Origin of the sequence: Nostoc foliaceum FACHB-393 (assembly GCF_014698505.1) — a bacterium.
In the GTDB taxonomy this organism is placed as follows: domain Bacteria; phylum Cyanobacteriota; class Cyanobacteriia; order Cyanobacteriales; family Nostocaceae; genus Nostoc; species Nostoc foliaceum_A.
In genome coordinates, this window is the sequence record NZ_JACJTD010000076.1 from 1 (window position 1) to 25460 (window position 25460).

The 25460-nt window shown below is 39.4% G+C and carries 23 protein-coding genes; 18 read left to right on the top strand and 5 right to left on the bottom strand.

Annotated elements, in window-relative coordinates; translation table 11 throughout:
- Window positions 1–112: 112 nt before the first annotated feature.
- A complete protein-coding gene (locus H6G92_RS39875) occupies window positions 113–1225 on the top strand; it encodes a hypothetical protein (RefSeq protein WP_242059411.1) in 1113 nt (370 codons plus the stop codon).
- 248 nt (window positions 1226–1473) lie between these two features.
- Here H6G92_RS39875 and H6G92_RS33180 read toward each other — a convergent pair whose 3' ends face one another.
- Window positions 1474–2304 carry a hypothetical protein gene (locus H6G92_RS33180; protein WP_190900413.1) on the bottom strand — a complete coding sequence of 277 codons (831 nt, stop codon included), beginning with the start codon at window positions 2302–2304 and terminating at the stop codon, window positions 1474–1476.
- Between the two features lie 574 nt (window positions 2305–2878).
- Here H6G92_RS33180 and H6G92_RS33190 point away from each other — a divergent pair.
- The gene (locus H6G92_RS33190) at window positions 2879–3433 is read left to right on the top strand and encodes a Uma2 family endonuclease (RefSeq protein WP_190900415.1); all 555 of its coding nucleotides are present in this window, start codon (window positions 2879–2881) and stop codon (window positions 3431–3433) included.
- 27 nt (window positions 3434–3460) lie between these two features.
- On the opposite strand, the gene H6G92_RS39880 is transcribed toward H6G92_RS33190, so the two are convergent.
- Window positions 3461–3622 (bottom strand): hypothetical protein, encoded by a 162-nt coding sequence (locus H6G92_RS39880; RefSeq protein WP_190900456.1) that lies wholly within the window; start codon window positions 3620–3622, stop codon window positions 3461–3463.
- 55 nt (window positions 3623–3677) lie between these two features.
- Here H6G92_RS39880 and H6G92_RS39885 point away from each other — a divergent pair, with 55 nt between their 5' ends.
- Window positions 3678–3845 (top strand): hypothetical protein, encoded by a 168-nt coding sequence (locus H6G92_RS39885; RefSeq protein ID WP_242059412.1) that lies wholly within the window; start codon window positions 3678–3680, stop codon window positions 3843–3845.
- 691 nt (window positions 3846–4536) lie between these two features.
- The gene (locus H6G92_RS33205) at window positions 4537–6216 is read left to right on the top strand and encodes a pentapeptide repeat-containing protein (protein ID WP_190900416.1); all 1680 of its coding nucleotides are present in this window, start codon (window positions 4537–4539) and stop codon (window positions 6214–6216) included.
- A 36-nt stretch (window positions 6217–6252) separates the two neighbouring features.
- On the opposite strand, the gene H6G92_RS33210 is transcribed toward H6G92_RS33205, so the two are convergent.
- The gene (locus H6G92_RS33210) at window positions 6253–6663 is read right to left on the bottom strand and encodes a hypothetical protein (RefSeq protein WP_199345074.1); all 411 of its coding nucleotides are present in this window, start codon (window positions 6661–6663) and stop codon (window positions 6253–6255) included.
- A 20-nt stretch (window positions 6664–6683) separates the two neighbouring features.
- Here H6G92_RS33210 and H6G92_RS33215 point away from each other — a divergent pair, with 20 nt between their 5' ends.
- Together H6G92_RS33215 and H6G92_RS33220 are read left to right on the top strand one after the other, a co-directional pair.
- Window positions 6684–6875, top strand: coding sequence for a hypothetical protein (locus H6G92_RS33215; protein ID WP_190900418.1), 192 nt, complete (start codon window positions 6684–6686; stop codon window positions 6873–6875).
- 96 nt (window positions 6876–6971) lie between these two features.
- On the top strand, window positions 6972–11432 hold the full coding sequence (locus H6G92_RS33220; RefSeq protein WP_190900420.1) for a WD40 domain-containing protein: 4461 nt from the start codon (window positions 6972–6974) through the stop codon (window positions 11430–11432).
- 102 nt (window positions 11433–11534) lie between these two features.
- On the opposite strand, the gene H6G92_RS33225 is transcribed toward H6G92_RS33220, so the two are convergent.
- Together H6G92_RS33225 and H6G92_RS33230 are read right to left on the bottom strand one after the other, a co-directional pair.
- Entirely contained in the window at window positions 11535–12803 is a 1269-nt protein-coding gene (locus tag H6G92_RS33225; RefSeq protein ID WP_190900422.1) for an IS1096 element passenger TnpR family protein, read from the bottom strand.
- Window positions 12796–12972 carry a hypothetical protein gene (locus tag H6G92_RS33230; RefSeq protein WP_190900425.1) on the bottom strand — a complete coding sequence of 59 codons (177 nt, stop codon included), beginning with the start codon at window positions 12970–12972 and terminating at the stop codon, window positions 12796–12798. Before H6G92_RS33230 ends, H6G92_RS33225 begins: the two co-directional genes overlap by 8 nt.
- Before the next feature lie 14 nt (window positions 12973–12986).
- On the opposite strand from H6G92_RS33230, the gene H6G92_RS33235 reads away from it, so the two are divergent.
- From H6G92_RS33235 to H6G92_RS33290, 12 genes are all read left to right on the top strand, one after another.
- Entirely contained in the window at window positions 12987–13235 is a 249-nt protein-coding gene (locus H6G92_RS33235) for a hypothetical protein (RefSeq protein WP_190900427.1), read from the top strand.
- Between the two features lie 12 nt (window positions 13236–13247).
- A complete protein-coding gene (locus H6G92_RS33240; RefSeq protein WP_190900429.1) occupies window positions 13248–13502 on the top strand; it encodes a hypothetical protein in 255 nt (84 codons plus the stop codon).
- Window positions 13499–13897 carry a type II toxin-antitoxin system tRNA(fMet)-specific endonuclease VapC gene (gene vapC / locus H6G92_RS33245; protein ID WP_190900431.1) on the top strand — a complete coding sequence of 133 codons (399 nt, stop codon included), beginning with the start codon at window positions 13499–13501 and terminating at the stop codon, window positions 13895–13897. Before H6G92_RS33240 ends, vapC begins: the two co-directional genes overlap by 4 nt.
- A gap of 5 nt (window positions 13898–13902) precedes the next feature.
- The gene (gene ybaK, locus H6G92_RS33250; protein ID WP_190900433.1) at window positions 13903–14370 is read left to right on the top strand and encodes a Cys-tRNA(Pro) deacylase; all 468 of its coding nucleotides are present in this window, start codon (window positions 13903–13905) and stop codon (window positions 14368–14370) included.
- Window positions 14371–14539: 169 nt separating this feature from the next.
- The gene (locus H6G92_RS33255; RefSeq protein ID WP_190900435.1) at window positions 14540–14788 is read left to right on the top strand and encodes a helix-turn-helix domain-containing protein; all 249 of its coding nucleotides are present in this window, start codon (window positions 14540–14542) and stop codon (window positions 14786–14788) included.
- A 202-nt stretch (window positions 14789–14990) separates the two neighbouring features.
- A complete protein-coding gene (locus tag H6G92_RS33260) occupies window positions 14991–18287 on the top strand; it encodes an Eco57I restriction-modification methylase domain-containing protein (protein WP_190900437.1) in 3297 nt (1098 codons plus the stop codon).
- A gap of 3 nt (window positions 18288–18290) precedes the next feature.
- Window positions 18291–18986 (top strand): J domain-containing protein, encoded by a 696-nt coding sequence (locus tag H6G92_RS33265; protein WP_190900440.1) that lies wholly within the window; start codon window positions 18291–18293, stop codon window positions 18984–18986.
- A gap of 95 nt (window positions 18987–19081) precedes the next feature.
- Window positions 19082–22381, top strand: coding sequence for a helicase-related protein (locus tag H6G92_RS33270; RefSeq protein ID WP_190900442.1), 3300 nt, complete (start codon window positions 19082–19084; stop codon window positions 22379–22381).
- Between the two features lie 19 nt (window positions 22382–22400).
- On the top strand, window positions 22401–22610 hold the full coding sequence (locus tag H6G92_RS33275; RefSeq protein WP_190900444.1) for a hypothetical protein: 210 nt from the start codon (window positions 22401–22403) through the stop codon (window positions 22608–22610).
- 15 nt (window positions 22611–22625) lie between these two features.
- Complete coding sequence (locus H6G92_RS33280) at window positions 22626–22982, top strand: hypothetical protein (RefSeq protein WP_190900446.1); 357 nt, start codon at window positions 22626–22628, stop codon at window positions 22980–22982.
- A 69-nt stretch (window positions 22983–23051) separates the two neighbouring features.
- Window positions 23052–23474, top strand: coding sequence for an EVE domain-containing protein (locus tag H6G92_RS33285; RefSeq protein WP_190900448.1), 423 nt, complete (start codon window positions 23052–23054; stop codon window positions 23472–23474).
- Window positions 23475–23624: 150 nt separating this feature from the next.
- The gene (locus tag H6G92_RS33290; protein ID WP_190900450.1) at window positions 23625–25337 is read left to right on the top strand and encodes a nuclease-related domain-containing DEAD/DEAH box helicase; all 1713 of its coding nucleotides are present in this window, start codon (window positions 23625–23627) and stop codon (window positions 25335–25337) included.
- Window positions 25338–25460: the final 123 nt, after the last annotated feature.

Here is a 25460-nt window from a genome sequence, read left to right on the forward strand (position 1 = left end):
GCAGCTTTTTGGTACTCCTGATCCAGAACCTGCTATTGCTTCTAAAAAACAGGCTCAAAGGCAGTACGAAAGAGAGTTTCGGGTCAAGTCATATTGCTATTCTACTTGAGTTTTGTCAGTCAACCAGGCCAATCGAGAAGTTTCTCTGTGGAAGCATGACTTAGAGAATACTTTTTCTTATTGGCATATAGTTTACATGGAATTGATGCAGCAATTTGCAACCCCAGAGATATATTTGAACAATCTCCGGGCAACTATTTCCCAGGAATGGCAAAATGGTTTACCTGTAATTGAGGATTTGTTGGCTAAACAAGAATATAGAGAAAGTCTTATAGTGATTCACGAGACTTTGGATGCGTTATTAAAAAACAAACCTGACTTGAATCCCTGGACACCGGAAAACTCGCTGCTATTTGTTGCTGTGGGTGGATTTTCTTACACTCCTGGGAATTGGGAAAAGGAAAAAACTTTACTTCGCTATTATCAGCAAGCTGTTCGAGAATTGGGAGAAATCGAACGGGTGAATGCTTTGTCAATTCAGTATATTACTTTTGATTGTTGTTACGATTGGTCAAGTATGTTCAAAGCTTTTGCTGAAATATCAGTAAGTAAAGATACTCAGCAAGCCTTGTTTACATCTTGGCGTGAATCGATAATAAAACGTGGTACACCATACAGATACTTAGGTTTATATACAAATCAAAAACCCGTAGATACTTGGTGGTTGCATTGGTTACTCGATAGTATTACAACTAAGGAAAAAGGACATACTTGGTTTAAGCAACAAATTATCGAGTGGTTGGAGAATTTACCTGGAGAACAGGCGCAACTGGGTGGAGAATATAGTGTTTTACATTTGTTAACAAAAGATTTGACCGAGATAAAGTATCAGGGAAAATCCCCCTACCCGAAGTTTTATGAGGTTGTGATTCTACCAAACCAACTATCGACACGGGATGATATTTCTAGGAGAAGGTATCTCCAAGAATATGCACCGCCTGATTTGTGGGAAAGAGTGATGGCTTATTGGCAAGCAAATTTACACAACTTTGTACCCAGACCGGACTCGTCTCAAAGCTCGGATTATACGAAAAATGCACAATGGATGTCTGCCTTGAAGGAGTTAGCACCGCAGAATTATGATAGTTTGTTGTCCCAATGGAAAGTTCAGCATAAGCGACGACCTAATTTGTGGAAAGCGATGAGAAATTTGGGATTGGATTGATAATGCTTTTTCTGTGTGAATAAGTAGAAACAACAATTGCTAAATTACTTGGATATAAGCAAATAAATGCACAGTGGAAAATTCTGATAATTGAGATAAGAGCAAAATTTCTCTAGAGTGGTAAAACTTGCTAGAGTAGATTTTTAATGATTGAAATAGGCGTAAATAGGTAAACCAAAATTTTCAATAATAACGAATTTACTACGTTTAAATTTTTGCTCTAGCTAGTTTTGCCACGCTAGAAATTTCTAAAGTAAGCGTGCGGCTGCCTCACGTAATCGGGAATTACAATCAGTAACTATTGGACTACCATGAGCTACAGAAATAACCTGCAAATCAGTGATGGCATCAGCTAATGCTTCTAACCACTGACGATAGGCATGGCGATCTGTGAGAAAAAAGCGTCTACCCAAGCCAGTGATCCCGAAAAATCCACTTGACCCAATAAGACTCGCTCCTAGCCACTGAAGTAAGAACTCTCCCGTAGGTAAATGTTGCTGTAAATATTGCTTGTTCAGATTAAAGAGAATGTCAGTAAACACTAGTGCTTTTCCCGTAGCAAGAGGTAGTTCATAAACTAGTTCTTGCTCTCGGATACCATCAGGTATGTGGCAAATAATACCGTAATTAGGTAAAACTTCTTCTGCGCTTCCGTCTACGGCTACCACTTGTTCAACATAAGGTTTTGCTGTTGCGGGGCAAACAACTAATAGTTTGGGATAGCGTTGTTTATATACACCTGCATCAAGCCTATGGATGCGGTTAGGTACAATTAGGATTTTAGGTGTGCCTAAAGATTCAAGTTCTGCCATTCCTTGTTGATTTAAAGCGATGGCACTGTGAATTAGTAAACTGGAGTCGGCGAATCTATAAACCACCATTTCGCGTGGCACCATAACAGAACTGGGCAAAGTGCCAGTTACGTGCCAAAGATTTGCTGCTAGTTCTTCAATTGCACCGTGAAGTAAAATATGAGACTGCCAGTTATCTTCATTAGGAGCGCTTTTATGTTGAGGAGGTTTAATTGAGGAGAAGAAAGAATAAAATCGTTCAGAAGCTTGTTCTTTTTCTTGATTCATATATCCCACTGCCTGCAAGATGTAACTCAACTACTCAATTGTAATTTTAAGAAGATTTTGGACAACTTTTGGAAGGAGAAGCCGGACAAATCTGTCACTTAGAGGAAAAGATGGCCGGAATTAAAGGATAATGTGGCCGCCCTAAAAAGCTGGAATGCTTATTTTTCTGTCGCCCTACTTTCGCTATACTAAAGATAAAACTTCCCGCTTCTTGACATCCAGCTATGCTAGTTGTTTAGTTGAGTGCTGTAGAACCCCTCTACAAAATTGATACAGCGCTCAACAGAGTTCAGTTCCCACTCTACAACTGGCTAGAAATGAACAAAACCAAATAGGATTTCAGAAGGTGTAGATAACTGGCATTTCTCTAAGAGCGATGCCTGCGGTGGGCTACGCTTACGTATCAGTAGATTGCAGAACCGCGAAAAATTGGAAAATGCCCCAAGTCCTGTGTTGAAGTACTTGGAGCAGTTTAAACGACCGTATTTGACGGAGGTAGAAGAGAAGGTGTTAGGTTTGATTGAGAACGAATATGGAATTGATGATAGATTTGGCTTTGAGCTAAATAATGGTTATGACTGTAACTACCTATAAATGGACAATTAAACGTTATCACCAAGCAATAGAGGCAGGTATCTTTGACGACCAGTCCATTGAACTATTGCGCGGCGACCTGATTGTTATGCCCCCAGAACGAGAACCTCACGCCTACTACAACACAGAAGCAGCTGATTATCTTCGCACACTGCTCGGTGAACGGGTAAAAATCCGCGATGCCAAACCGATTACCTTACCCAACGATTCTGAACCTGCTCCCGATGTTGCGATTGTCAAACCTTTAGGTGAAGTCTACTTAGAACACCATCCTTACCCAGAAGATATCTTTTGGGTTATTGAATTTTCCAAAGCCACCTTGAGCAAAGATTTAGGTGACAAAAAAGACATTTATGCTGAGGCTGGTATTGTTGAATACTGGGTTGTCAACCTGAAGACTCCGCAGTTAAAAGTATTTCGTGACCTAAAAAATGGGGAATACAAAACCGAACTGACATTAACTACAGGTACTATTTCACCCCTAAAGTTTCCTGATGTATCTGTCCAAGTTCAGCGTCTTATAAGTAAGATGTAGTGCAGCGCATAATTGAAAGGACGAAAGTTACCAAACACCTACCAAATCGGGGAAGTCTGCCAAATCCTTGTTAAAGAGAATCCTGAACTCAGAGGCAAAGGTGGCTGTTGGGGTATCGTTAACCATGTGGGCCAATTCAGCTGCACTGTAAAACTCTGGGATGGTGTGTACACCGTTGGTTTGCAGCATCTGAAATCCTTCAATTACTTGCCTGCCGAGTGTGAGCAGATGCAGGTGATTTGCGATGCCTACGGCGGGCTACGCCTACGCATCAATCGGGTGTATTCGAGTGCTGGAGGAGTCGGTGCAGAAGTTTTTGGAGTCTTTGGGGAAGCTGAATCGTGTTTATTTGACTGCGTTGGAGGATAAATTGTTGACTGTTTTGGAGCCAGAAGCTAGGCAAGAAGGATAAGCAATTAAGCAATTTTGGCGATAAAATATATTTTTATTTTTAAATTATTTTAAGTGCTGGATTCAAGACTGGACAAGGATGCAACAACTATTGGTTCAAGAGTTCAGATTTTATCAAGCTTAACTGCTATCGTAAATCTACTGATATTGCTAATATCAATCTGGAATATGGCTTTGTACGCTTGTAGCTAAATTTAGCAGTAAAGCCATAATTATTCTTGCAACAATACATGACTAGTTTTATGTTGCTTCATTTTTCGCTATTTACTGCTCTGTTATAGACAGAATGTATTGAAATATAAAAGCTGTGTAAGTGTAGCAGTGTAAATATTTATTGTTAAACAAAAGTAGGAGGTAGGGTGAAGAGAATTTTAATCTAGTTCATTTTTATTTACATAGTTTGCTTTTTTCCTATCGTTTTACCTAGTGGAAGAACTTTAATTTTATCCCTCTTGTGTCCCTATTGGAAAACAATTGTCGAAGCTAGATTATGAAACTGTTAACCAATCAAGGATTGAAGCTTTATTTTCTAGTAAAAACTAATATTTATTTCTAGTGAAAAACTGAAAAAGCTCAAAGGGCTTTCATCGGTTAGGTTCTCCCAATCTAACACAAGAGTGTTATTCAATGAAAAGTGTAGAGATAAAAATTCATTTCTTAATAGAAATAGAGCAAATGATGGAGTTATTACAATGAAATTGCAACAAAGGCTTAAGTCAACTTTTATTCTTATTTTTAAATGGAGTGGACTTAAGGGTAAAACATTTTGGGATTTTATACCTCAATTAATTGCAGTATTAACGGTTATAGCTGCCTTTCAAACTATTTACTTTCAGCAAGAAGAGTCAAATAAACGTTATCAAAAGGAAGAACTTACAAAATATATAGATTACATGAAACAACTGTTAATTCAAGACGGAAATCCTCTACGCAAGAATGAAGAAGTTCAAAATTTAGCTCGTGTTAAAACAATAAATACGTTAGAACAGTTAGATGAAGATAGTAAAAGAATTTTATTATTTTTCTTAATAGAGGCAAATCTAATTAATAATAGAAATTTTTCTCCTTCAAGTAGTAAAAACAAGCCAATTATATCCTTAAGTAAAGCTAATCTAGTAAAAGTTAAGCTGCCAAGAGTAGACCTTTCAGGTGCTGACCTCTCAGGTGCTGACCTCTCAGGTGCTGACCTTTCAGGTGCTGACCTCTCAAGTGCGGATCTCTCAGGTGCAGATTTAAGAAGGACTCGCTTATCACAAGCTTCTTTAAGATACGCTGATCTTCAAAAAGCCAAACTAGAGAAGACGGATTTAACTGAAGCTCGCTTAAGAGAAGCTACCTTAATAGAAGCTAATCTAAAAGATAGTGACTTAAATAGAGCTAATTTAGTAGGAGTAAATTTAGAAAATGCTAATTTAGAAAATGCTGATTTAGAAAATGCTGATTTAATAGGTGCTAATTTAAGGAAAACTAAAATTGATAGAAATACAAATTTGTCAAAAGTTAAACTATTGGAATCTAATATTTCTGAGGCTGAGTTTAATAATGTAAGTGTAACAAATAGGGAAGTATATGAAAAATCAAAACAAAAAGGATCTATCTGTGGCCCACATGTTTATACTTATTCTGTTCAAACTTTGAATAACAATCAAGTTACTGGTATACGTTGTCTCCTTAAAATAAACACGGTTAGAGATAAAAAGCTAGGAAATAAAAGCTTTAGACTTGTATGGTATGGTGAAGGCAGAATGAATAATCAAGAATATCGTCATATTGGAGAAAGCTCATACGAAAATTCAAATTCAAGCGTTACTAATATTTTTGCCCTCGATGATTACAACCCCAAAAATAGCCTTTTAAAGAAAAAAATGCAAATTAATATAATTAATAAAAAAGAAGATTCTATATTAGAATTTCAAACTAAAGATGAAAAAGGACTAATAGAAAAGTGGACTTTAGCTCAATCGAATTCTGAAATTAAATATTTTCCATTAGGTCAGCCAACAAATAGATTTAAATGTGGAAAAAAATTTCAAAAGTACAAAGTATATCCTATTCTAACCAAAAGAAGAATTGAAAAACCTAATTCAAGAGACTGGGGTATACGTTGTGTTCTTCCATTAAATAAAGAGGCATTAAATAAAGAGGTAATATGGTTTGGAACTGGTGAATGGGAAGGTAAACCTTATTATCACTTAGGAACAAAGATGCTTCCTACCCAGGATATAAAAACAGGTTATGGAGCTATAGATCTCTGTGGATTTAAAAAAGATGCGTATTGTTATAAGGTAGAAGGTGGGTTATTAGAATTAAATCATCTTAATAATAATGGTTATGAAATTAAAAAAGAATGGAGCGAGAAATGGCTTAAATAGAGTCTTGCAGAATTAAAGTATGAATTTATCTGCTTATTATCGCCTATCGATCAGTAACAATAAAATGAAAGAATTCACAATAATGCAGGCTGTAGCACCCATATAACCTTGAGCGTCTGGAACATCCCAGATATGAACTGCATAGTTAGATACGTTACTAGCACAATTGTACTGGTTTTTATTTTCTGCACCTTTAGCATTGACAGCAGATGACCGATATCCAGAGCGAATGCTGATTCTTCCGAAAGCTTGTTGAATTGGTTCTAGAACTTGTTCACAAAGATTTTTGCCGGAGGCGATCGCCAAATCAGGATTATCTGGTATATTTGGGATTCCTTCAATTTGAGATATTTCTGAGTGTAGAAAATCACGCATAAAAAAGTTTTTTGACAAACGTACCCGACCTAATTCTTCCAATGATTTGACAGTTTGTGGTCTTTTCATCATTGTTAATTTAATTCGACGCGATGAATACCCGCGAATATACCTTGAGTGATGGAATGGAAACGATGCCTGCGGTGAACTACGCCGAAGCAGTGATCAACTACTTCCAAAATCTACTTTGCAATCAACTCGGAAAAAATATTGTTGAACAGGAGGAGCAAAGCGACCGCCTAGTAAATTACAGTTATCAAATGTATTCTTTCGAGAATCATTGAGGAAGTATAAAATAAAACTGTTTTTGGCGGTATATTATTTGTAACAGTAATTAACCCTTAGTTAGCAAGATAGCTCTGTGTTATTGGAGTATTTTAATGAGCTTGATTAACCTGGATCTGGTCTTCAACGCAATTACTAGCATCGCCAACCCTTTGATTAAAGAAAAAATTCTGCGTTCGGAGACTGTAATTAAGTTACTCCAGCAATTTCACCTCGATCCAGAGCATCCACCTGCTGATTTTAGTGGTGTTTACGCTTACGCCCTAGTAGAATATGGCGTAGGCAAACCTAAGCCATTGCTCGAATTGTTCCGACAAAGAGCAATTAAACAAGCTTTTCGCACAGCATTAGACCACAATAACCCCTCAATTCTGCTTTCTGAGGTTGATGCTTTTCTAGATACCTATACCTTGGGTGATGAGATTAGTAGTTTGCAACTTGATGTCAGGCGAGAAGTGGCTGAATTTGCAACTGTATTTATCGAAGTTACTAAACGCACTCGCACACCCTCTGATGTTTTACTAAACCAGAAAATTGGCTCTCTACATAAAAGGATTGCTTGTATCCAAGAGCAAATGGAAAGACTGCCGACGCTGGAGGGAATTCGTACAGAAATCGCAAGGTTGGCAGTAGAGAATTATCCCGCACTACCAGGAACTGCGACTGCAAACCAATGTAGAGCGATCGCACTAGCCCAGCAGATGCGAGGATGGTTTGAAACCTTGGGCTATGATTTTGAAAAATATGAAATCTGGGCAGAGGAATATTTTGAATGGATAATTCACATCCCAGTACGTCGCAGTTATGACCGTATTCTTATACGTGGCGTTGCAGGAGAGGTGGGACTGAGTGATGTCATGGCGTTGCGTTCGTCAGTTGAGGCGCAAAAAACTGATGAAGGATGGCTGGTGACTACCCGTCGGATTTCCCGTGCCGCACGGGATGAAGTCAAGAAGGAAGAAAATCATCGCCTTGACTGCTTTACATTTGACGAACTGATTGACTTAGATGCTGACTTTAATGGTTATCTCGACTGGTTAGAAGCAGAAATCAAACGCCGAAAAATTGATACCTTGTATGTACCGCTTGCTTGTACAAAAGAAGAAATTGACCCAGTTACCAAGCGGCGAATCGGGGTGAGTCGATATGAAGAAGAAGACGGCTGGATTGATGGGTATATAGACCTTTGGCTTGATGACCCAGCTAAAGAGCATATTTCAATTCTGGGAGAATTTGGCACAGGTAAAACTTGGTTTGTTTTTCACTATGCTTGGACTGCACTGCAACGTTACCGTGATGCCCAGAAACGTGGTGTTGAACGTCCCCGTCTGCCTTTGGTAATTACCCTGCGTGACTTTGCCAAAGCACTAAATGTTGAGAATGTTTTAGCAGGTTTCTTTTTTACCCAACACAATATCCGTATCAACAGCGAAGTCTTTGACCAACTCAATCGTATGGGTAAGTTGCTGCTAATTTTCGATGGCTTTGACGAAATGGCAGCAAAGGTAGATCGTCAACAGATGATTAACAACTTTTGGGAACTGGCGAAGGTGGTGGTTCCCGGTGCTAAAGTCATCCTCACCTGTCGTACTGAGCATTTCCCGGAAGCGAAGGAAGGACGTGCTTTACTAAATGCAGAACTGCAAGCATCAACTAAAAAATTAACTGGCGAAACACCTCAATTTGAAGTCTTGGAACTGGAGAAATTTAACGACGAACAAATTCGCCAGATGTTGTCATACCAAGCTGAACCAGCAACAGTTGAGCAGGTAATGGGTAATTCTCAACTTTTGGACTTAGCGCGTCGTCCACTGATGACTGAATTAATTTTAGAAGCATTGCCAGATATTGAGGCGGGTAAACCTGTGGATATGTCACGGGTTTATCTGTATGCAGTGTGGCGCAAGATGGAACGGGACATCAAAGCCGAGCGTACTTTTACTTCTTTGGCAGATAAACTGTACTTTTTGTGCGAACTTTCCTGGGAAATGCTATCTACTGACCAAATGAGCCTGAATTATCGCCTTTTCCCAGAACGTATTCGCCGCTTATTTGGTTCTAGTGTGCAAGAAGAGAAGGATTTAGACCACTGGCATTATGACATGATGGCGCAGACGATGCTTGTCCGTAATGCTGATGGTAACTATACTCCAGCGCATCGGTCGCTGTTAGAGTTTTTTGTGGCCTATAAATTTGCAGCAGAGTTGGGGGCGTTGACGAGTGATTTTACGGAATTAGCCCAAGCACAATCACGTTTGGATAGCAGTGCAACGTCTGTTGATTATACTTGGTCTGGTTATTTTTCGCGTCAAGGGAGTGGGGAGGCGATGACTGCGGCAACACCTTTTGGGAACGCACCGTTAAGGGAATTTAGAAACGAGTCTTTGGATAAGTTAAGGCAGACCTTTGGTAAAGCACCACTCACTAAAGCTGTGATGGATTTACTTTTACCAATCTTAAGTGATAGTGAGCCTCTTATTAGGATGATTGAGGCAACACGAAACAAAAGCGAAGAAGAGGTGGGTTACGTTGGCGGGAATGCGGCAACATTGGCGGTGAAGGTTGATAAGACCGCATTAGAGGGGAGAGATTTCAGCCATGTTGTGATCAAAGGTGCTGATTTTACCAATGCCAGTCTTCGTCGTGTCAATTTAGTTGAAGCAAAGCTGTTGAATTCTAACTTATCCAAAGTCTTTAGCAGCGTTTTATCAGTGGCAGTTAGCACCAATGGAGAAGTTTTAGCTACGGGTGATAAAAGTGGGGAGGTTTGTTTTTGGCGACTTTCAGAAGGTCAACCAGTTTTAAGTTGTAAGGGACATACTGATTGGGTAAGGTCAGTTTGTTTCAGCCCCGATAATAAAATTTTGGCTAGTGCCGGTGGAGACTATACAGTGAAATTGTGGGATGCCAACACTGGTAAATGCCTCAAAATCTTATTAGAGCATACCAGTCGTGTAGTGTCAGTTTGCTTCAGCCCCGATGGCAAAATTTTAGCTAGTGGTAGTGAAGACTATACAGTTAAGCTCTGGGATGCTAACACTGGTGAATGCCTCAAAATTTTAAAGCATACTAGTCGTGTAGGGTCAGTTTGCTTCAGCCCCGATGGCAAAATTTTAGCTAGTGGCAGTGAAGACTATACAATCAAGCTCTGGAATGCTAATACTGGTGAATGTTTTAAAGTTTTATCAGGACATATTGGTTTGATTGAGTCAGTTTGCTTCAGCCCGGATGGCAAAATTTTAGCTAGTGGTAGTGAAGACAATACAATCAAGCTCTGGGATGCTAATACTGGTAAATGCATTAAAACTTTTTTAGGTCATCTCAGGCGGATTTGGTCAGTCTGTTTTAGTTTCAATGGTCAAACTCTGGTGAGTGGTAGTGGCGACTCAACTATTAAAGTATGGAGTATTGACACAGGTGAATGCGTCAAAACTTTGTTAGGGCATACTAACTTAGTTAGATCGGTTTGTTTTATTCCTAACAGTCAAATCCTTATTAGCGGAAGTAATGACCATACTGTAAGAGTTTGGGATACGAATACAGGTGAATGTCTCAAAACTTTTCAAGGATACAGTAATGGAATAGAATCAGTTGCTTTCAGTTCTAATGGTTCGATTTTGGCTAGTGGTAGCGACGATCATACCGCAAGAATTTGGGATGTTAGCAGTGGTGAATGTCTGAAAATTTTGCGAGGGCACACTCATAAAATCTGGTCAGTTGCTTTCAAGCCTCAAAGCATGACTCTAGCTACTAGCAGTGATGATGATATCAAGTTATGGGATACTAATACTGGTCAGTGCCTCATAAGTTTACAACCTTTGAGAAAGGCAATCGTCTCAATTGCTTTCTCTCCTGATGGTAATATCTTAGCTATTGGCAGTGAGAATCGTACTGTAGAACTTTGGTGTGTTAGTAAGGGTGAGCGTCTCAAAACTTGGCAGGAACACACAAATACAGTTTCGTCTGTTGCTTTTAGCCATCAAGGGATGATCCTGGCTAGTGGTAGTGGGGACGAGACAATCAAGCTATGGGATATTGATAATGGTTGTTCCCTAAAAACTCTAAAAGGACACGTTGGCTCAGTGGATTCAGTAGCTTTTAACCCAGATGGTCAAACTCTGGCTAGTGGCAGTCTAGACAAAACTATAAAGTTATGGAATATCAGCACTGGTGAGTGTCTAAAAACTTTTCAGGGGCATACTGCATTAGTTTGCTCAGTAGCTTTTAGTCCAAATGGCACAACTCTAGCCAGTGGTAGCACTGACCACACGATTAGATTGTGGAGTATTAGCACTGGCAAATGCCTTAAAATTCTGCAAGAGCAAGAGCATACTGAGTGGATTTGGTCAGTCACTTTTAGTCCAGATGGTCAAACTCTAGCTAGTGGCAGCCAAGATGGAACTATAAAACTTTGGGATATTAGGACAGGGGAGTGCTTGAAGACACTTAGGTGTGAAAGACCCTATGAAGCTATGAATATTACTGGGATAATGGGTTTAACCCAAGCTGAAAAAGCCTCTCTCAAAGCATTAGGCGCAATAGAAGATGGAGAATAAATCAGAGATTATATATAAGCAATGTTAAGGCGATGTCTGCGGCAACCCGTTCGAGGAACGCACCACCCATCCCTTTACACTAATACTGTAAGAGTGATCGCATCAGTAAAGCTCTCCCTCTTCACCATCCTGCGCTGGCGGTTCACCATGAGATTCAAGAATTTTGGGCTTTTTCATTTTGTCATTAGCTGGTTCAATTTTCTCTACATATAAATCAAATTCCCATTCTTGCAGTAAATCAAAGATAAATTGTAAATGACTACCTACCTCTAGGGATAAATCGCCTAAACGAAAATCGCAGGTATCAGGGGAAATTTCGACAACAGGATGATTAAATTCCCAAGTTCTTCCTAAACGGTCTTTGTGAATAAATCTGTAGAGGTGTTCCGGGTCAAAATTAAATGCTTGCACGATTGCAGAGGCTACTTCATCCAAATTAAAGTAACTAGGAATAGCAATCCGTCGCCAAGCATCCTGTAAAGTGGCTTTAAATATATAAACACCCTCAGTAAAATCGCCTTCTGCAATCACTAATGTTTGTGACCATTCCGGGAAATAGGGTTGGAGATAGGGTTTTAAATTGTCAAAAGCTATGCGAAAATCTAACCGAAAAGTGGCGTAATCTTCTACTTGGATATTTGAGCGACTTTCTGTTAATACAGCCATGAGAGCATTACCCCAAGGCTTGGGGTTTACATGAGTAAAACACCAGCCTTTAGCGGCTTGTGGTTTGACTGATGTCAGTTCAATTAATCCAAATAAATGTAAGAGAGCGAGATTGTGGAAACCAGGATAATAAACTAATTTATCTTGTTCTGAGTAATTATTAATTTTTAATCCTAATGATGGGAGATTGTTCCAAAATAATAAACAGCGATATGCTTGGTCAAACATATCTCTTTGGTCGCCTAAGAGTTCGCTTTCTCCCCAAACTAACCAAGATTCTAGCAGGGTAAAATATTGTTCTGTGTGGTTTAATCCTTGCCAAATTTGCAGAAATTTTTGGTCTAAAACTAACTTGCTCTTTTTACCTTCGGTAATAACTTGAGACAGTCCAGAGGTGCGTAGAAGGAAATAAAGACCGTGAATATAAGGATAGGATTTTTGTACAGGACGTTTGAGGTTAATATCTATGGGATAACTCAATTGTGAGTTAAGTTGTTGGAGATACTTAAGCGATAATTGGTAATAAGTGCTACTAACTTCAACACCATTGGGTTGGAGAAGTTCTAAAATAGTTTGAAAATCCCGCAGAATTGTTCCTGGGATATCTTGAGTAATGGTTTGCTGCTGAAGTAGTTGTTTTTTATCTTCCGTCAGTGGTAATTTATCTCGGATTTGATCTGGAATGAGGGAAAATAGGTTACTCATCTGAGTTGAGAGGAGGAATTTGTTCTGCGGTTAATCTCACAACTTGGCCATTTTGCCAAATGCTAATAAATTTTACTAAACGGCGGTGTCTTTCAATAGCTTTTTTCATAGCGAGTTTAACACCTGCGTCGATTTGGCGAGATAATTTTTCAGGAATTGGCTTATTCATCCGAATGTCAGCAAATGCAGTTAATCAGCGATGGTGCTATTTCTCCCACAGGAAGCGATGCCTGCGGCGGGCTACGCCTACGCATTCATAGGCTATGGGAAAATCAAAACTTGGAAGATGCCTCAAGTGATGTCTTAAAGCACTTGGGAGAGTTGAAGCGACCGTATTTGACAGCTATAGAGAAGAAGCTGTTGAGTGTGATTGAAAAAGAATACGGCATCATAGATAAGATACCACGTAATTTTCAATCAACCAAGGACTAGGAGAAAATAGTAATGCAAAGTATTAAGTTATGTTCTCATGTTGGGGCTGACGGCATTTTGCACCTTGAGATTCCTGTTGGCATAACAGACAAAGAAATGGAAGTCATGGTGATTTATCAACAAATCGAACCATCAGCACCCCCAAAAACACCCGAAGAATTGGGATGGCCAGCCGGATTTTTTGAACAAACAGCTGGATCATTAGCAGATGACCCAATTCAAAGATATCCCCAAGGTGAGTATGACACTAGGGAGCCATTAGAGTGAGATTTTTGTTAGATACCAATGCTTGTATTGTTTATCTGAATCGTCCTATGTCTGCTGTGAGGCAGAGGTTAGAATCGCTATCACCAGTAGATATTGTTGTTTGTTCGGTAGTCAAAGCCGAACTATTTTATGGTGCAATGCGAAGTAATAATCCTACACGGACTTTAACATTACAAGAAGCATTCTTAAATAATTTTGTATCTTTGCCTTTTGATGATCGGGCGGCTCGGATTTTTGGCACAATTCGGGCAGAGTTAGGGACGCTTGGTACACCAATTGGGCCTTATGATTTACAGATTGCAGCGATCGCGCTGGTGAATAACTTAACGCTAGTCACACACAACACCAGAGAATTCAGTCGTGTTAGTGGGCTGGTGATTGAAGATTGGGAATAAGAGCAATGAAAACTAATGCTGCTCGACTACTGGATAAACTAGGTATTCCCTATCAAATCCTCAGCTATGAAGTAGATCCTGATGATTTAGCTGCTGAGAGTACAGCGCACAAAGTTGGTCTTCCGCCAGAGCAAGTTTTTAAAACTCTAGTAGTCAGAGGTGACACAACAGGTATCTGTTTTGCTGTCGTGCCAGGAAATGCTCAGTTAGATTTAAAAGCCTTGGCACGGATTTCGGGAAACCGCAAAGTTGAAACAGTTGCTCTCAAGGAAGTTCAGCCACTAACAGGATACATCCGTGGGGGTGTAACGGCTTTAGCGAGTAAAAGAGACTATCCAGTTTACCTTGATGAAACTGCAACCCTATTTGAGCAGATCACTGTTTCTGGTGGAATGCGAGGAATGCTGCTTCTGCTATCCCCAGATGATTATTTACGTGCGGTCAATGGCACTTTGGGAGCAATTGTACATTAAACCAGTTCTCACCAAGCATACTTAAGTACAAGTTGCGTTTATTACATAGATATATTGAAGCTACAGTAAATAAATAACAGTATATTAGCGGGTTACAACCTAGTACTAGGCTAACTACGATATAGCAAATTACACATTATTTGCTACTCAAGTAGTGGGTTTTGAGCTAATGACGATCAAAAAGCCTTTGGTAATCGAACAACCAAAACTGGGACAGCTTATCCATGAACTTCGCACTGTAACGGGCTTAACCCAAGAACAGTTTGCAACACATTTGGGTGTTACTTATTCCACAGTTAATCGTTGGGAAAATAAACGCTCTAAGTTATCACCGATGGCTATGCAGAGGATTGAAAAACTTCTGCAAGAGATGGGTGATCCAGGGCAGAAACTGTTAGCGAAATATCAATCAAATTAGTTCTGAGTAACAAGTAAACAGATTTGTTTAGGTGAGTAGTATTGCTTGCTTAATTTTGATATGGCGATACTTGCAATGCTTTGTTTGATGCCGCAATTTTCATAGGGAATTTGCAGATTCAATTTGTCAATCCAAGATTAATTAAAGTCGATACACCACAAGAGTTTTAAAAAAATAAGTTTTGAGTTAATGGAACATTAAAATGGCGCAGCGATTACTACAACTTGATGATGTCAGGCATATAAATAGCCCACAAAACGTAGCATCTTTATTTCAAAAAATTGGCTACAATGCTTCTGCTCAACAATTAGCTGTTGATGACTTAGAGCTACCTACTCGGAGTGCAGAAGCTATTTGGGACGCATACATGATTGCTGATCATCAGTATGGTAATGAGTCGCTGCAAGTTTTGCTGTTTCAGCTTCAAGAAAACGAATGGCTCTCGAATAGTACTGCCAGCAACAGAATGCGATCGCTGGCTCAAAGTCTTTGTAGACGACCCTCTAATTTTCTCCTGTTGGGTACAAAAAACTATGACCAATTGATGTTGGTCAATCCCCGTAAAACCTTTGATGCTGACCTGAATTTAAAAGTTAGCATCCGCAAGTTATTAATTGACAGGGCTAATCCTACCAACTATGACCGTGACCGTCTAGATGCGATCGCTGCTCGTAATCTATCTCCCCAAGAACTGTATAAGGTGCAGTGTGAAGCTTTTGATGTAGAGAAGCTGACTAAAGAGTTCTATCGGGGTTATCGAGAAATCTTTGAGGAACTGCAACGGGTTATTAAAGCTAACAATCAGCATTCTTACTTCAATGACTCCAATCGGCTGCACCAATTCTCTCAACGACTCCTGGGGCGAGTTATGTTCCTCTACTTTTTGCAGAAAAAGGAGTTTTTGGCAGGCGATCGCAATTTTCTAAAGACTCAGTACAACAAACTACGCTCAGACCTAAAAGATACCGATTTCTATAATCAGGTGCTAGAGCCGTTGTTTTTTGAAATGCTCAACAAACAACGCCCAAATATGGATTCCCCTTGGGGTAAAATTCCTTATCTCAATGGTGGACTGTTTGACCGGGATTATGGTTTAGGCGTTATTGATGCAGCTGGCGTGGAAACACCCCCTCAAATCGAATTACCTAACTCACTTTTTGACCCCAGTGGCGATAAAGGTATTCTCAGGTTCTTTAACAGCTATAACTTCACCGTTTCAGAAAACGTCCAGGGTGATGAAGATGTGGCCGTTGACCCTGAGATGCTGGGTAAAGTATTCGAGAATATGTTGGCATCTGAGGAACGGGGGCAAAGTGGTACTTTTTATACGCCTAGAGGTATTGTCCAGTTCATGTGTGTGGAATCTTTGAGCCGTTACTTGGCAGATTCGACAGGTATGGACTTGGAAGCAGTCAAGAAACTTACAGAATATGACTCTGAACTACCTGGACAGGATATTAACCAACTGCTGACCAAAGAACAGGCTAAGAAATTAAAGCAGGCACTAAACTCTGTGAGGATTTGTGACCCAGCTGTGGGTTCTGGTGCATTCCCAATGGGGATGATGCAGGTAATTTTGTCAGTCAAACAAGCGATCACTCATCGAACAGATGGTAGACCAGTACAACGGGGTAGTATCACTATCAGTCAATGGAAGCGGGACATCATTGCTAATAATCTCTATGGTGTAGACATCAAGCCCGAAGCGGTGGAAATTGCCAAGCTGCGGATGTGGTTATCGCTGGTGGTGGATATTCCTGATATTGATGATGTGGAACCACTGCCTAACCTTGACTACAAACTGATGTGTGGGGATTCACTGATTTCTACTATTCAAGGTGAGCAGTTAATTCCTGACCCCACCAAAGACCAGCAGACAATGTTGAATGTCACCCCTGTACAATCAGCTATTCAGCCCTTGATAGATTTGCAACACCAGTACTTTGAGTCTCATGCCCAAGAGCGCAAGATTCTTAGAAGAGAAATTTTAGAGGCTGAAAAGAATGTGTTTCGAGTTGCGATCGCTGACCGTCTTCAGTATTGGCAGATTGAGCAGCGCAATTTAGAACAGGATATTAAACGTCTTAAGGGCAAAGCTAGCCGCGTTCAAACTCAGAAGCAACAAGCTATCAGTACCAAATTGCAGGAATTAGGCCAGATTGCGGCTGAGGTGGAAAGAGGGATGCGATCGCTTAACTTCTTCCAATGGCATCTGCATTTTAATGAGGTGTTTCAGCAGCAGGGCGGGTTTGATATTGTGATTGGGAACCCGCCGTATGTGAGACAAGAGCAGATTAAAGAACTCAAGCCAGCCCTTCAAGCAGAATATGAATGTTACACCGGGGTATGTGACCTCTTTGTTTACTTCTATGAGCGTGGGTTTAGGCTACTTAAGTCTGGAGGACATTTATCTTACATCACGTCTAACAAATACTTCCGTGCTGGTTATGGTGAGAAGTTGCGTCAATTTTTAGGGGAAAAGTCACAAGTCCAGGTGTTGATTGATTTTGGGGATGCGCCAGTATTTGAAGCGATCGCTTACCCTAGCATTATTTTAGTCAGTAAGAGTAAGCCAAACAATCATCAAGCTCGTGTGCTGAATTGGGAAGTTGGAAAGTCTGTTGATGAGTTTAATTCGGTGTATAAAAACCAAAGTTTTTATATGCCTCAGAAAGAATTGGGGGCTGATGGGTGGCGTTTAGAGTCTCCTGCTGTGTTGCGGTTGTTGGATAAATTGAGGAGCGCAGGTATACCATTGGGTGATTATGTCAATGGTAGGCTTTATAGAGGAATTTTAACGGGGTTAAATGAGACGTTTGTTGTAGATAGAGAAACACGAGATAGGTTGATTGCTGAACACGAATCATCATCTGAAGTGTTAAAACCGTTTTTGAGGGGAAAAGATGTTAAACGGTGGCGTGTGGACTATCAGAATTTGTGGTTGATTTTCACAAGGAGGGGTATTGATATTACAAAGTATCCTGCTATTTATAATTATTTGTTGCAATATAAAGAGCGACTAACTCCTGGTGTAAAAGGAGGAAGAAAAGCAGGAAGTTATAAGTGGTATGAAATTCAGGATAATGTAGCTTATTGGCAAGAGTTTAAAGTTCCTAAAATAATTTTAAGTATTTTTATGAACAAACCAACCTTCGCATTTGATAATCAAGGTTTTTTTCATAATAATGCACTTCATTTAATTGCAGGCGCTGATGAATATACTACAGCAATACTAAATTCAGCTTGTGGATGGTGGTTTATCAAACAGATTTGTACTGACTTACAAAATGGCTACTTACAAGCGTACAAAGAAAATCTTGAACAAATCCCCATCCCTACTGCCCCCGAAGCAGACTGTCTAGCCATTAAAGCCCTAGTACAAAAATGCCTTGATGCCAAAGGTGAGGGTGTAGAAGATTGGGAAGCAGAAATTGATGATAGGGTTGCTCATCTGTATGGGCTGACAGCTGAGGAAATGAAGATTATTAAGGAGGGGTAAGATATGAATATTAATGAATGCTTTAAAGTATTAGAAATAGAAACAACAGATAGTATGCAAGATGTAAAACAAGCATATAGAGATATAGTATTTGTATGGCATCCAGACAAATTTTGTAATAATCAAAGAATTAAAAAAAAAGCAGAGAAAAAATTAAAACAAATTAATGAAGCTTATGAAAATCTCAAATTACATCTTTTAACTCAGCTTCCTCAGCTAACAGAAATCATCATTTCGCCAGATAGTATTGAGCTTGAATATAATCAAGCTCTTTCATTTACAGTATTTGGAATTAATTCTGAAGGAAATAAATCAGAAATAGAACAAGCTATATGGGAATCTAGTGGTGGAACTATATATCAAGATGGGTTGTTTTTTGCAGATGATAATCCAGGTACTTATCTTATCACTGCAACAGCAGCAAATTTTCAAGCCTATGCAAAAGTCTTAATTAAAATCAAAAAATCTCTCAATAATTCCCCTATAAATAATAAATATTTAACTCAAGAGGAAGAATTTTCTCAGCTAAATAGCCATATTGAACAAAAAAATAATGTTATTATTCAACTGCTTTTATTGGTTTTTGGATTAATAGTAGGGGCATACGTAGTGTGGGTTACATTTATATTGCTAATAATAATAGCTGCATTGATAGGAACCTTGTTTGGGCTATGGACAGAAAATATTAATATTTTGTAAATAAAACAGATGGTACACGTGTCGTTTCTAATTAATTTAGAATTACTACATTAAGTTTTCAGATGGGCTTTAAGTGATTAAATAGTAATAATAAAATGCCTCTACCAGACTACATCGACAACTCCCGCCATAAACTCCAAACCATCCTCAAAACCTTAATTGAGGATGAAAACCAATTAGTCCTTGACATCGCCACCGGATTTTTCCGCATTGAGGCATGGGTACGCCTAGAAGCTGCCATGAACCGCCTAACCAGTCTGCGGTTACTCATTGGACGTGACCCCACTATTAGACCAGCAGAGAGCGATCGCATTGACTTAATCCGTTACTTTAAGAAAAACATTCAAGAGGAGTTAGAAACCCAACCGCTAAATTCTAAATACCAGAATGAGATAGAGCGCATGATTGCCTATCTGCAAAGGCATGACGTTGAGGTGAGACTGTTTGGAGCGTATGGAGATAAAAATCAGTTTCTTCATGCCAAAGCCTATATCTTCAATAATTACAGCATCGTCGGGTCTTCCAACTTCACCCCAGCCGGCTTAGAAGGGAATACCGAGTTAAACGTTGTCAACAAAATTGGTGTGATCGCTCACGACCTCAGACATAACTGGTTTGCAGGATTTTGGAATGACCCTAGTGTTGATTTAGATTACAAAACCAAGCTAATTGATGCGCTCAATGCCTCTAAGTTTGGCAGTAAAGCTTACACCCCCTACCAAATATTCCTCAAAGCACTATACGAACTATTTAAGGAAGATACCATCATTGGCGAGAGCGATCGCACCTCATTAGAACTAGCCAGTTTTCAACAAGAGGGATTTGAAAGAGCAGTCAGACTCATAGAAAGACATGATGGCTGTGTTATTGCTGATGCTGTGGGTTTGGGGAAAACCTTTATTGGTTTGCGGCTGCTGGACTATTACCTAATTAAACTGAGGAAACCGAGATTTGTGCCTCGTGCTTTGGTGGTTTGTCCGGCACAACTCAAAAAATTAGTGTGGGACAAAAAACTAGATGAATTTGGCATTAAAGCTGATGTAATTTCCCATGAAGAAATCAGCCGTCAAAGCTTTAATGTTCAAGATTACGCACGTTATGACATCGTGGTAGTGGATGAATCTCATAACTTTCGTAACAGTGCCACCAATCGCTACCGCAATTTATTAAAACTAGTTAGCAGTGGTAAACGTAATAAACGGGTGGTGTTACTAACCGCTACCCCTATTAATAACAGCATCTTTGACCTTTATCATCAAATACTACTAATTACCCGTGGTGGTGAAACCTATTACAGAGAATGGGGTATTTCTAACCTCAAGACTTATTTTAAAGCCTTAGCTAAAGGTGGCGTAGAAATTACAGAACTCCTCATGCAAACAATGGTGAGACGCAGCCGCCAGGACGTGATTAGAAGGCAACAAGCAGGTGAAGAAATTCGCATTAATGGTAAACTCATTCACTTTCCTAAACGCCAGTTAGAACAGTTTACCTATAACTTTGAAGATAGCTTTGCTGGACTGTACACTGGGATAGCCGCTCAAATTGACAAGCTTAACTTACCTGCTTATAACATTAAGGCTTTTAAAAAGCGCAAGGATAAAGGGGAAGAAAATGAAGTCAAGCGCAATGATGCCCTAGTTGCCCTCCAAAAAGCCCTTTATTTTAAACGATTTGAAAGTTCGCTACTTGCTTTTAAAAATAGTATTCGCAATCAGAGAGACTTTCAGACTAATTTTTATGAAATTCTCACTCAACAAGGAAAACTGTTAGATAGTAAAAACTTTCGCAAGTTAGTATTAGCTGCTGAAGATGAAGAAGAAGGTAACTCAGTTAATGCCATTATTGAGTCACTAAGTGAAGTTGACTCTAAAGACTATGACCTAAATCAACTCAAACAGCAGATTGAAGCTGACTTGAGAATTTTAAATAACATTCTTATCACTTTAGAAAAAATTGAATCGTCAGCCACAGCCAACACAGACTATGACCGCAAGTTAGCAGCATTCAAAGACTTACTCAAAACCAAACTGCAAGGTAAAAAGATATTAGTATTTAGCTACTTTAAAGATACGGCTGAGTATTTATATAAGCAATTAATTACAGATAAAGCTTGGTTATCTCAAATGCAAGTTAATGGTCAAGCGCCTGTAATTGAGTTATTGACTGGTGCAACCCCCGGTAAACAACGAGAAGAGAAAGTTAAGCGGTTTGCACCTAAAGCTAATGTCCATAGTGATAGTGATGAGGAATTAGCTCTACTGCAACAAAACCCAATTGATATTCTTGTTTGTACAGATGTACTATCAGAAGGTCAAAACCTGCAAGATGCTGGAGTGTTAGTTAACTATGACTTGCATTGGAACCCAGTCCGCATGATTCAAAGAGCAGGACGCATTGACCGACTGGGAACAGATTATGATGAACTGTTTATATACAATTGCTTTCCAGAACAGGGACTAGAGACGCTATTAGGGTTAGTTAGAAGATTACAAGAGCGCATTGCCACCATTGACCGGGAAGTAGGGCTAGACGGTAGTGTACTAGGTGAAACTATTTCTGGTAAATCATTAGACGAACTGTACAAACTCAAGATGGCTGACACAGATGCAGAAAAACAAGCCATTTTAGAGGAACTAGAACAAGCATCTGATTTGGTATCTCTAGATGAAATGAGATTACCCCTACTAGAGTTTTTACAACAAGCAAGCAAAGAACTAATTGATGATATCCCCTTTGGTATTCATAGCACCTGGAACAAACCCATACCCCACCCCAACGTTCCTGATGGGGGTATATTCTTTGCTTTTCGGGTACAAGACAAACACTTTTGGCACTTTTACCCACGCATTGATAATGCTATCTCCCTAGACCCTAATAGGTTGATTAGCGACAAACGCACCATTTTTAACTGGCTTAAATGCCAATCTTCAGACTTTCCTAAACCCGATGAATTACCACCAGTCCAGTTTGATAACCGCATTTTCTCTGTTTTAGAAAGAGCCATAGGCAATCTGTTTAACTCTTTCCAACAACAGCAAACAGCTAAAGGCATTAAACCGCAAATGCCCAAACTATTACAAAGTATTCATCATGCCCTTACCCAGCCTGATTTATTTCAAAGTGAACCAATTGATGAACAAGCCAAGGAACGAGTGTTAAAAGTTATTACCACAGTTAATTCCCGTAGTTATGAACGAGATATTAAAGCAGTTTGGGAGAATTTCAAACAACATAAAAATGTCAGCTTACTCATTTCTGAGTTAGATGAATATTTTGTAGACACTGACCAATATGAGGAACTTGCAGATGACCAAGACATAAGACCAGTAGATATTATCCAGCAAAAAGACATTAAGCTTATTTGCTATGAGTGGTTTAAACCAGATTCTTAGGTGATATCAATTCTCAAATATGACTACTTACAAGCAACTTCAGGATTACATCAAAACTAAACATCAGGTCACAGTTAAAACCTGTTGGATTGCTCATGCCAAAGAACAGTTAGGACTTCCACTTAAAGCATCTCAACGCAGTTCTGAAGGAAAACCAAGAGTTTATCCTTGTCCTCCAGATAGATTGCCATTCATTAGAGAAGCTTTTGAACATTTTCATCTTTTATAAAGACTCAAGAAAAATATGAGCAATAAAATTGTAATTGTCCGTACAGGTATTCCACTGAAACAACTAGATAAATATGCCGATGAGTTGACAAGGCTTCATGAAATACCTGAAGGATTACGCACGTTAGCAGTTTTAGGAAAAACCTTTTACTGGTCACTAAATTTAGAACTGGTTCAAGCTTGTTCTGAGGTACATATTTACAACTGGGAAGGAAACCAACGAATTGTTGCTCCTATTCACCCAGAAGAATGTTACTCCATTGATATGTTTGGTAAAGCTAAAACTATCATTGCTTTTGACTCTAAAGCAGTTCGTTTTGAAAATGTTGATCCGCCTCGGAAGTTTGGACGAAGTTCTGCATTTTATGAATAGTGATAAGAAGCGATTACTACGGAGTGCTTCGCCCCCGTCACCCCATCAAATTCTTAAGGGAAAAAAGTAATGGCATATTGGTTATTTCAAGGCAACCCCAAGTATTACCGCATCATTGATGGCATCCGCGACTTTGAGCAGATGCTGTGGCTTGTAACCCGCTATGCAAAAGACATGGTTGCTGGTGATGGAGTACTGATCTGGAAATCTGGCGATAAGGCGGGAATTTATGCAATTACAGAGATTATTGAACCTCCTAAAATTATTGTAAACCCACCTGATATTGGCTATTGGATAGATACCGCCCGCATTGGTATTAAACCTTGTGCAAAGATTCGGTTTACCAGCAAGTTGTTAGAAAAGCCTTTGCTAAGGGAAGATTTAAAACAAGACCTTGCCTTGAAAAACTTGGCTGTAATTCGTCAGCCGAACGCTACAAATTACAAGATTACACAACAGGAGTGGCAACGGGTACATAAGTTAAAGGGATAATTATTTTCTGGGAAATTTGATAATCGTGCCCTAGTAAATACTGTCGCTATCTCTCTTTTGTGCCGAGTAATAGCTGAAAATACTGAGGGAATAAAAGTATAAATAATCTAAGATAGTTTTATTCTACTTAAATTGAGGAGACTGCTATTCATGGCAGTGATGATTCCTGATTCTCCTCAGAGTTTCAACAACAGTGAGGGTGAATACCAAGTTTTTAATGCCCTTAAGCAACTAGATAATAGCTGTTACGTATTTTACTCGCTATCTTGGATCAATACTGGTACGAGTAGGGTGAGAAAAGCTCAAGGGGAAGCTGATTTTGTAATTTTCGATCCCCAAAGAGGCGTTTTAGTTATCGAAGTCAAAGCTGGAGAAATTCAATTTGTTAATGGGCAGTTATATCAAAAAAACCGAGCAACCAGAAAACAAAATGCGACTGATCCGGAAAATCAAGCTAGAGCAACTAAATTTTTGTTGCTTGAGAAAATCGAGAATACTTTAAATAGTGTTGAGCGTTGCTTGGTTTGTCATGCAGTTTGGTTTCCCTCAGTCAAGTATCCTAAACACAACTTGCCACCCAGCTATCCTACGGAAATAGTTTTAGATGAAAATTCATTAAATGATTCATCTAATGCTGTTGTAAAAGTCTATGAATTTTGGGCCAGCAAATTTCCAGCACATAAATTATCGAAAACAAGTGTAGAAAAAGTACTCCAAGCAATTGCTCCCAGCTTCTGTGTCATTCCCTCTCTACGCTCTAGTTTTGAGTTTAGAGATAAGCAGTTTATTCAGATGACTGCTGAACAGGCGAAGATTATTGATTTTCTTGATGAACAGAATACAGCAGTTATTGGAGGAACAGCTGGAACAGGCAAAACTGTACTGGGATTAGAGAAAGCTAGAAGATTGAGCGCTGATGGTGAACAAGTTTTGTTTCTTTGCTATAACGCTGCTCTAAAGAAATTTCTTAATTTCAATCATTCACAGCCAGGTATTCAGTTTCATACAATTCACAGTCTAGCAAGGGAGTGTAGTCCATTTGCGAATTGTTCATTAGATCAACTACCATCCGTGCTAATTGACTACTTGGCTCAAGATGAGTCGTATTGGAAATATGATCACATTATCGTTGATGAAGAGCAGGACTTTGATGACGATTTACTAGAATGGTTGAGTCTGCGAACTTCTGGAAGCTTTTATATTTTCTTTGATCGCAACCAACTTATCTACAGAGATACTTTGCCTACTTGGATTGAAACCGCCGAATGCCGTCTTGTATTGAAGCGTAATTGCCGCAATACTTTACAGATTGCTAAAACGGCACAGCGTTGTGCGGGTTTTAATAAAGGGCAAGAAACTGCTGGTGTTCAAGGCCCTAAACCCAAGCTGTATGCCTGTAAAGATGAGACAGAAGTTAAGTCCCACGTTAAAGCACTGATCAAGACTTTTCGTGAGGGAGGGCTAAAACCCCATGAAATTGCAATTCTGTCGATGGAAACTATAGAAAAGTCTGTACTTCAAAATATTGAACAGCTTAAGCTTGGTCTACTATCAGAAGACTTTGAACAAGGCAAAATTACCTTTACTACTGTTCGTAAATTCAAAGGTTTAGAAGCTAAAGCCTTAATTCTTGTGGATGTTTATCCACAACAGTTTGCAAAAGCTGAGTGGAGACGAAGAATTTATGTCGGATGCTCAAGAGCAGTACATGAGCTTCATATCCTACTAGAAAACTCAACACCCGCAGCTTTAGGTATCGCTACTCAATACCTGAGTAAATCCGAAAAAGCTTTATCTGGTGATAAAGCACTAGCAATGTTATTAAATGCAGATTGGAACAAAGGAGCGACCCATGCTTACTGATTGACTGACAAAAGTCTGAGTACAAGAAATTGAAGCAGAGAAAAAAGGAGGCGCAGACTTCCATAACGAGTAATTTCGCCGTACTCTAGCTGGTGGCTAAACATAGATAGAGAAATAGATGGA

Coding starts and splice junctions, on each gene's coding strand:
- H6G92_RS33180 (WP_190900413.1), bottom strand. CDS start 2,304: ATGAATCAAGAAAAAGAACAAGCTTCTGAACGATTTTATTCTTTCTTC.
- H6G92_RS33190 (WP_190900415.1), top strand. CDS start 2,879: ATGACTGTAACTACCTATAAATGGACAATTAAACGTTATCACCAAGCA.
- H6G92_RS39880 (WP_190900456.1), bottom strand. CDS start 3,622: ATGCTGCAAACCAACGGTGTACACACCATCCCAGAGTTTTACAGTGCA.
- H6G92_RS39885 (WP_242059412.1), top strand. CDS start 3,678: ATGCCTACGGCGGGCTACGCCTACGCATCAATCGGGTGTATTCGAGTG.
- H6G92_RS33205 (WP_190900416.1), top strand. CDS start 4,537: ATGAAATTGCAACAAAGGCTTAAGTCAACTTTTATTCTTATTTTTAAA.
- H6G92_RS33210 (WP_199345074.1), bottom strand. CDS start 6,663: ATGATGAAAAGACCACAAACTGTCAAATCATTGGAAGAATTAGGTCGG.
- H6G92_RS33215 (WP_190900418.1), top strand. CDS start 6,684: ATGAATACCCGCGAATATACCTTGAGTGATGGAATGGAAACGATGCCT.
- H6G92_RS33220 (WP_190900420.1), top strand. CDS start 6,972: ATGAGCTTGATTAACCTGGATCTGGTCTTCAACGCAATTACTAGCATC.
- H6G92_RS33225 (WP_190900422.1), bottom strand. CDS start 12,803: ATGAGTAACCTATTTTCCCTCATTCCAGATCAAATCCGAGATAAATTA.
- H6G92_RS33230 (WP_190900425.1), bottom strand. CDS start 12,972: ATGAATAAGCCAATTCCTGAAAAATTATCTCGCCAAATCGACGCAGGT.
- H6G92_RS33235 (WP_190900427.1), top strand. CDS start 12,987: ATGCAGTTAATCAGCGATGGTGCTATTTCTCCCACAGGAAGCGATGCC.
- H6G92_RS33240 (WP_190900429.1), top strand. CDS start 13,248: ATGCAAAGTATTAAGTTATGTTCTCATGTTGGGGCTGACGGCATTTTG.
- ybaK (WP_190900433.1), top strand. CDS start 13,903: ATGAAAACTAATGCTGCTCGACTACTGGATAAACTAGGTATTCCCTAT.
- H6G92_RS33255 (WP_190900435.1), top strand. CDS start 14,540: ATGACGATCAAAAAGCCTTTGGTAATCGAACAACCAAAACTGGGACAG.
- H6G92_RS33260 (WP_190900437.1), top strand. CDS start 14,991: ATGGCGCAGCGATTACTACAACTTGATGATGTCAGGCATATAAATAGC.
- H6G92_RS33265 (WP_190900440.1), top strand. CDS start 18,291: ATGAATATTAATGAATGCTTTAAAGTATTAGAAATAGAAACAACAGAT.
- H6G92_RS33270 (WP_190900442.1), top strand. CDS start 19,082: ATGCCTCTACCAGACTACATCGACAACTCCCGCCATAAACTCCAAACC.
- H6G92_RS33275 (WP_190900444.1), top strand. CDS start 22,401: ATGACTACTTACAAGCAACTTCAGGATTACATCAAAACTAAACATCAG.
- H6G92_RS33280 (WP_190900446.1), top strand. CDS start 22,626: ATGAGCAATAAAATTGTAATTGTCCGTACAGGTATTCCACTGAAACAA.
- H6G92_RS33285 (WP_190900448.1), top strand. CDS start 23,052: ATGGCATATTGGTTATTTCAAGGCAACCCCAAGTATTACCGCATCATT.
- H6G92_RS33290 (WP_190900450.1), top strand. CDS start 23,625: ATGGCAGTGATGATTCCTGATTCTCCTCAGAGTTTCAACAACAGTGAG.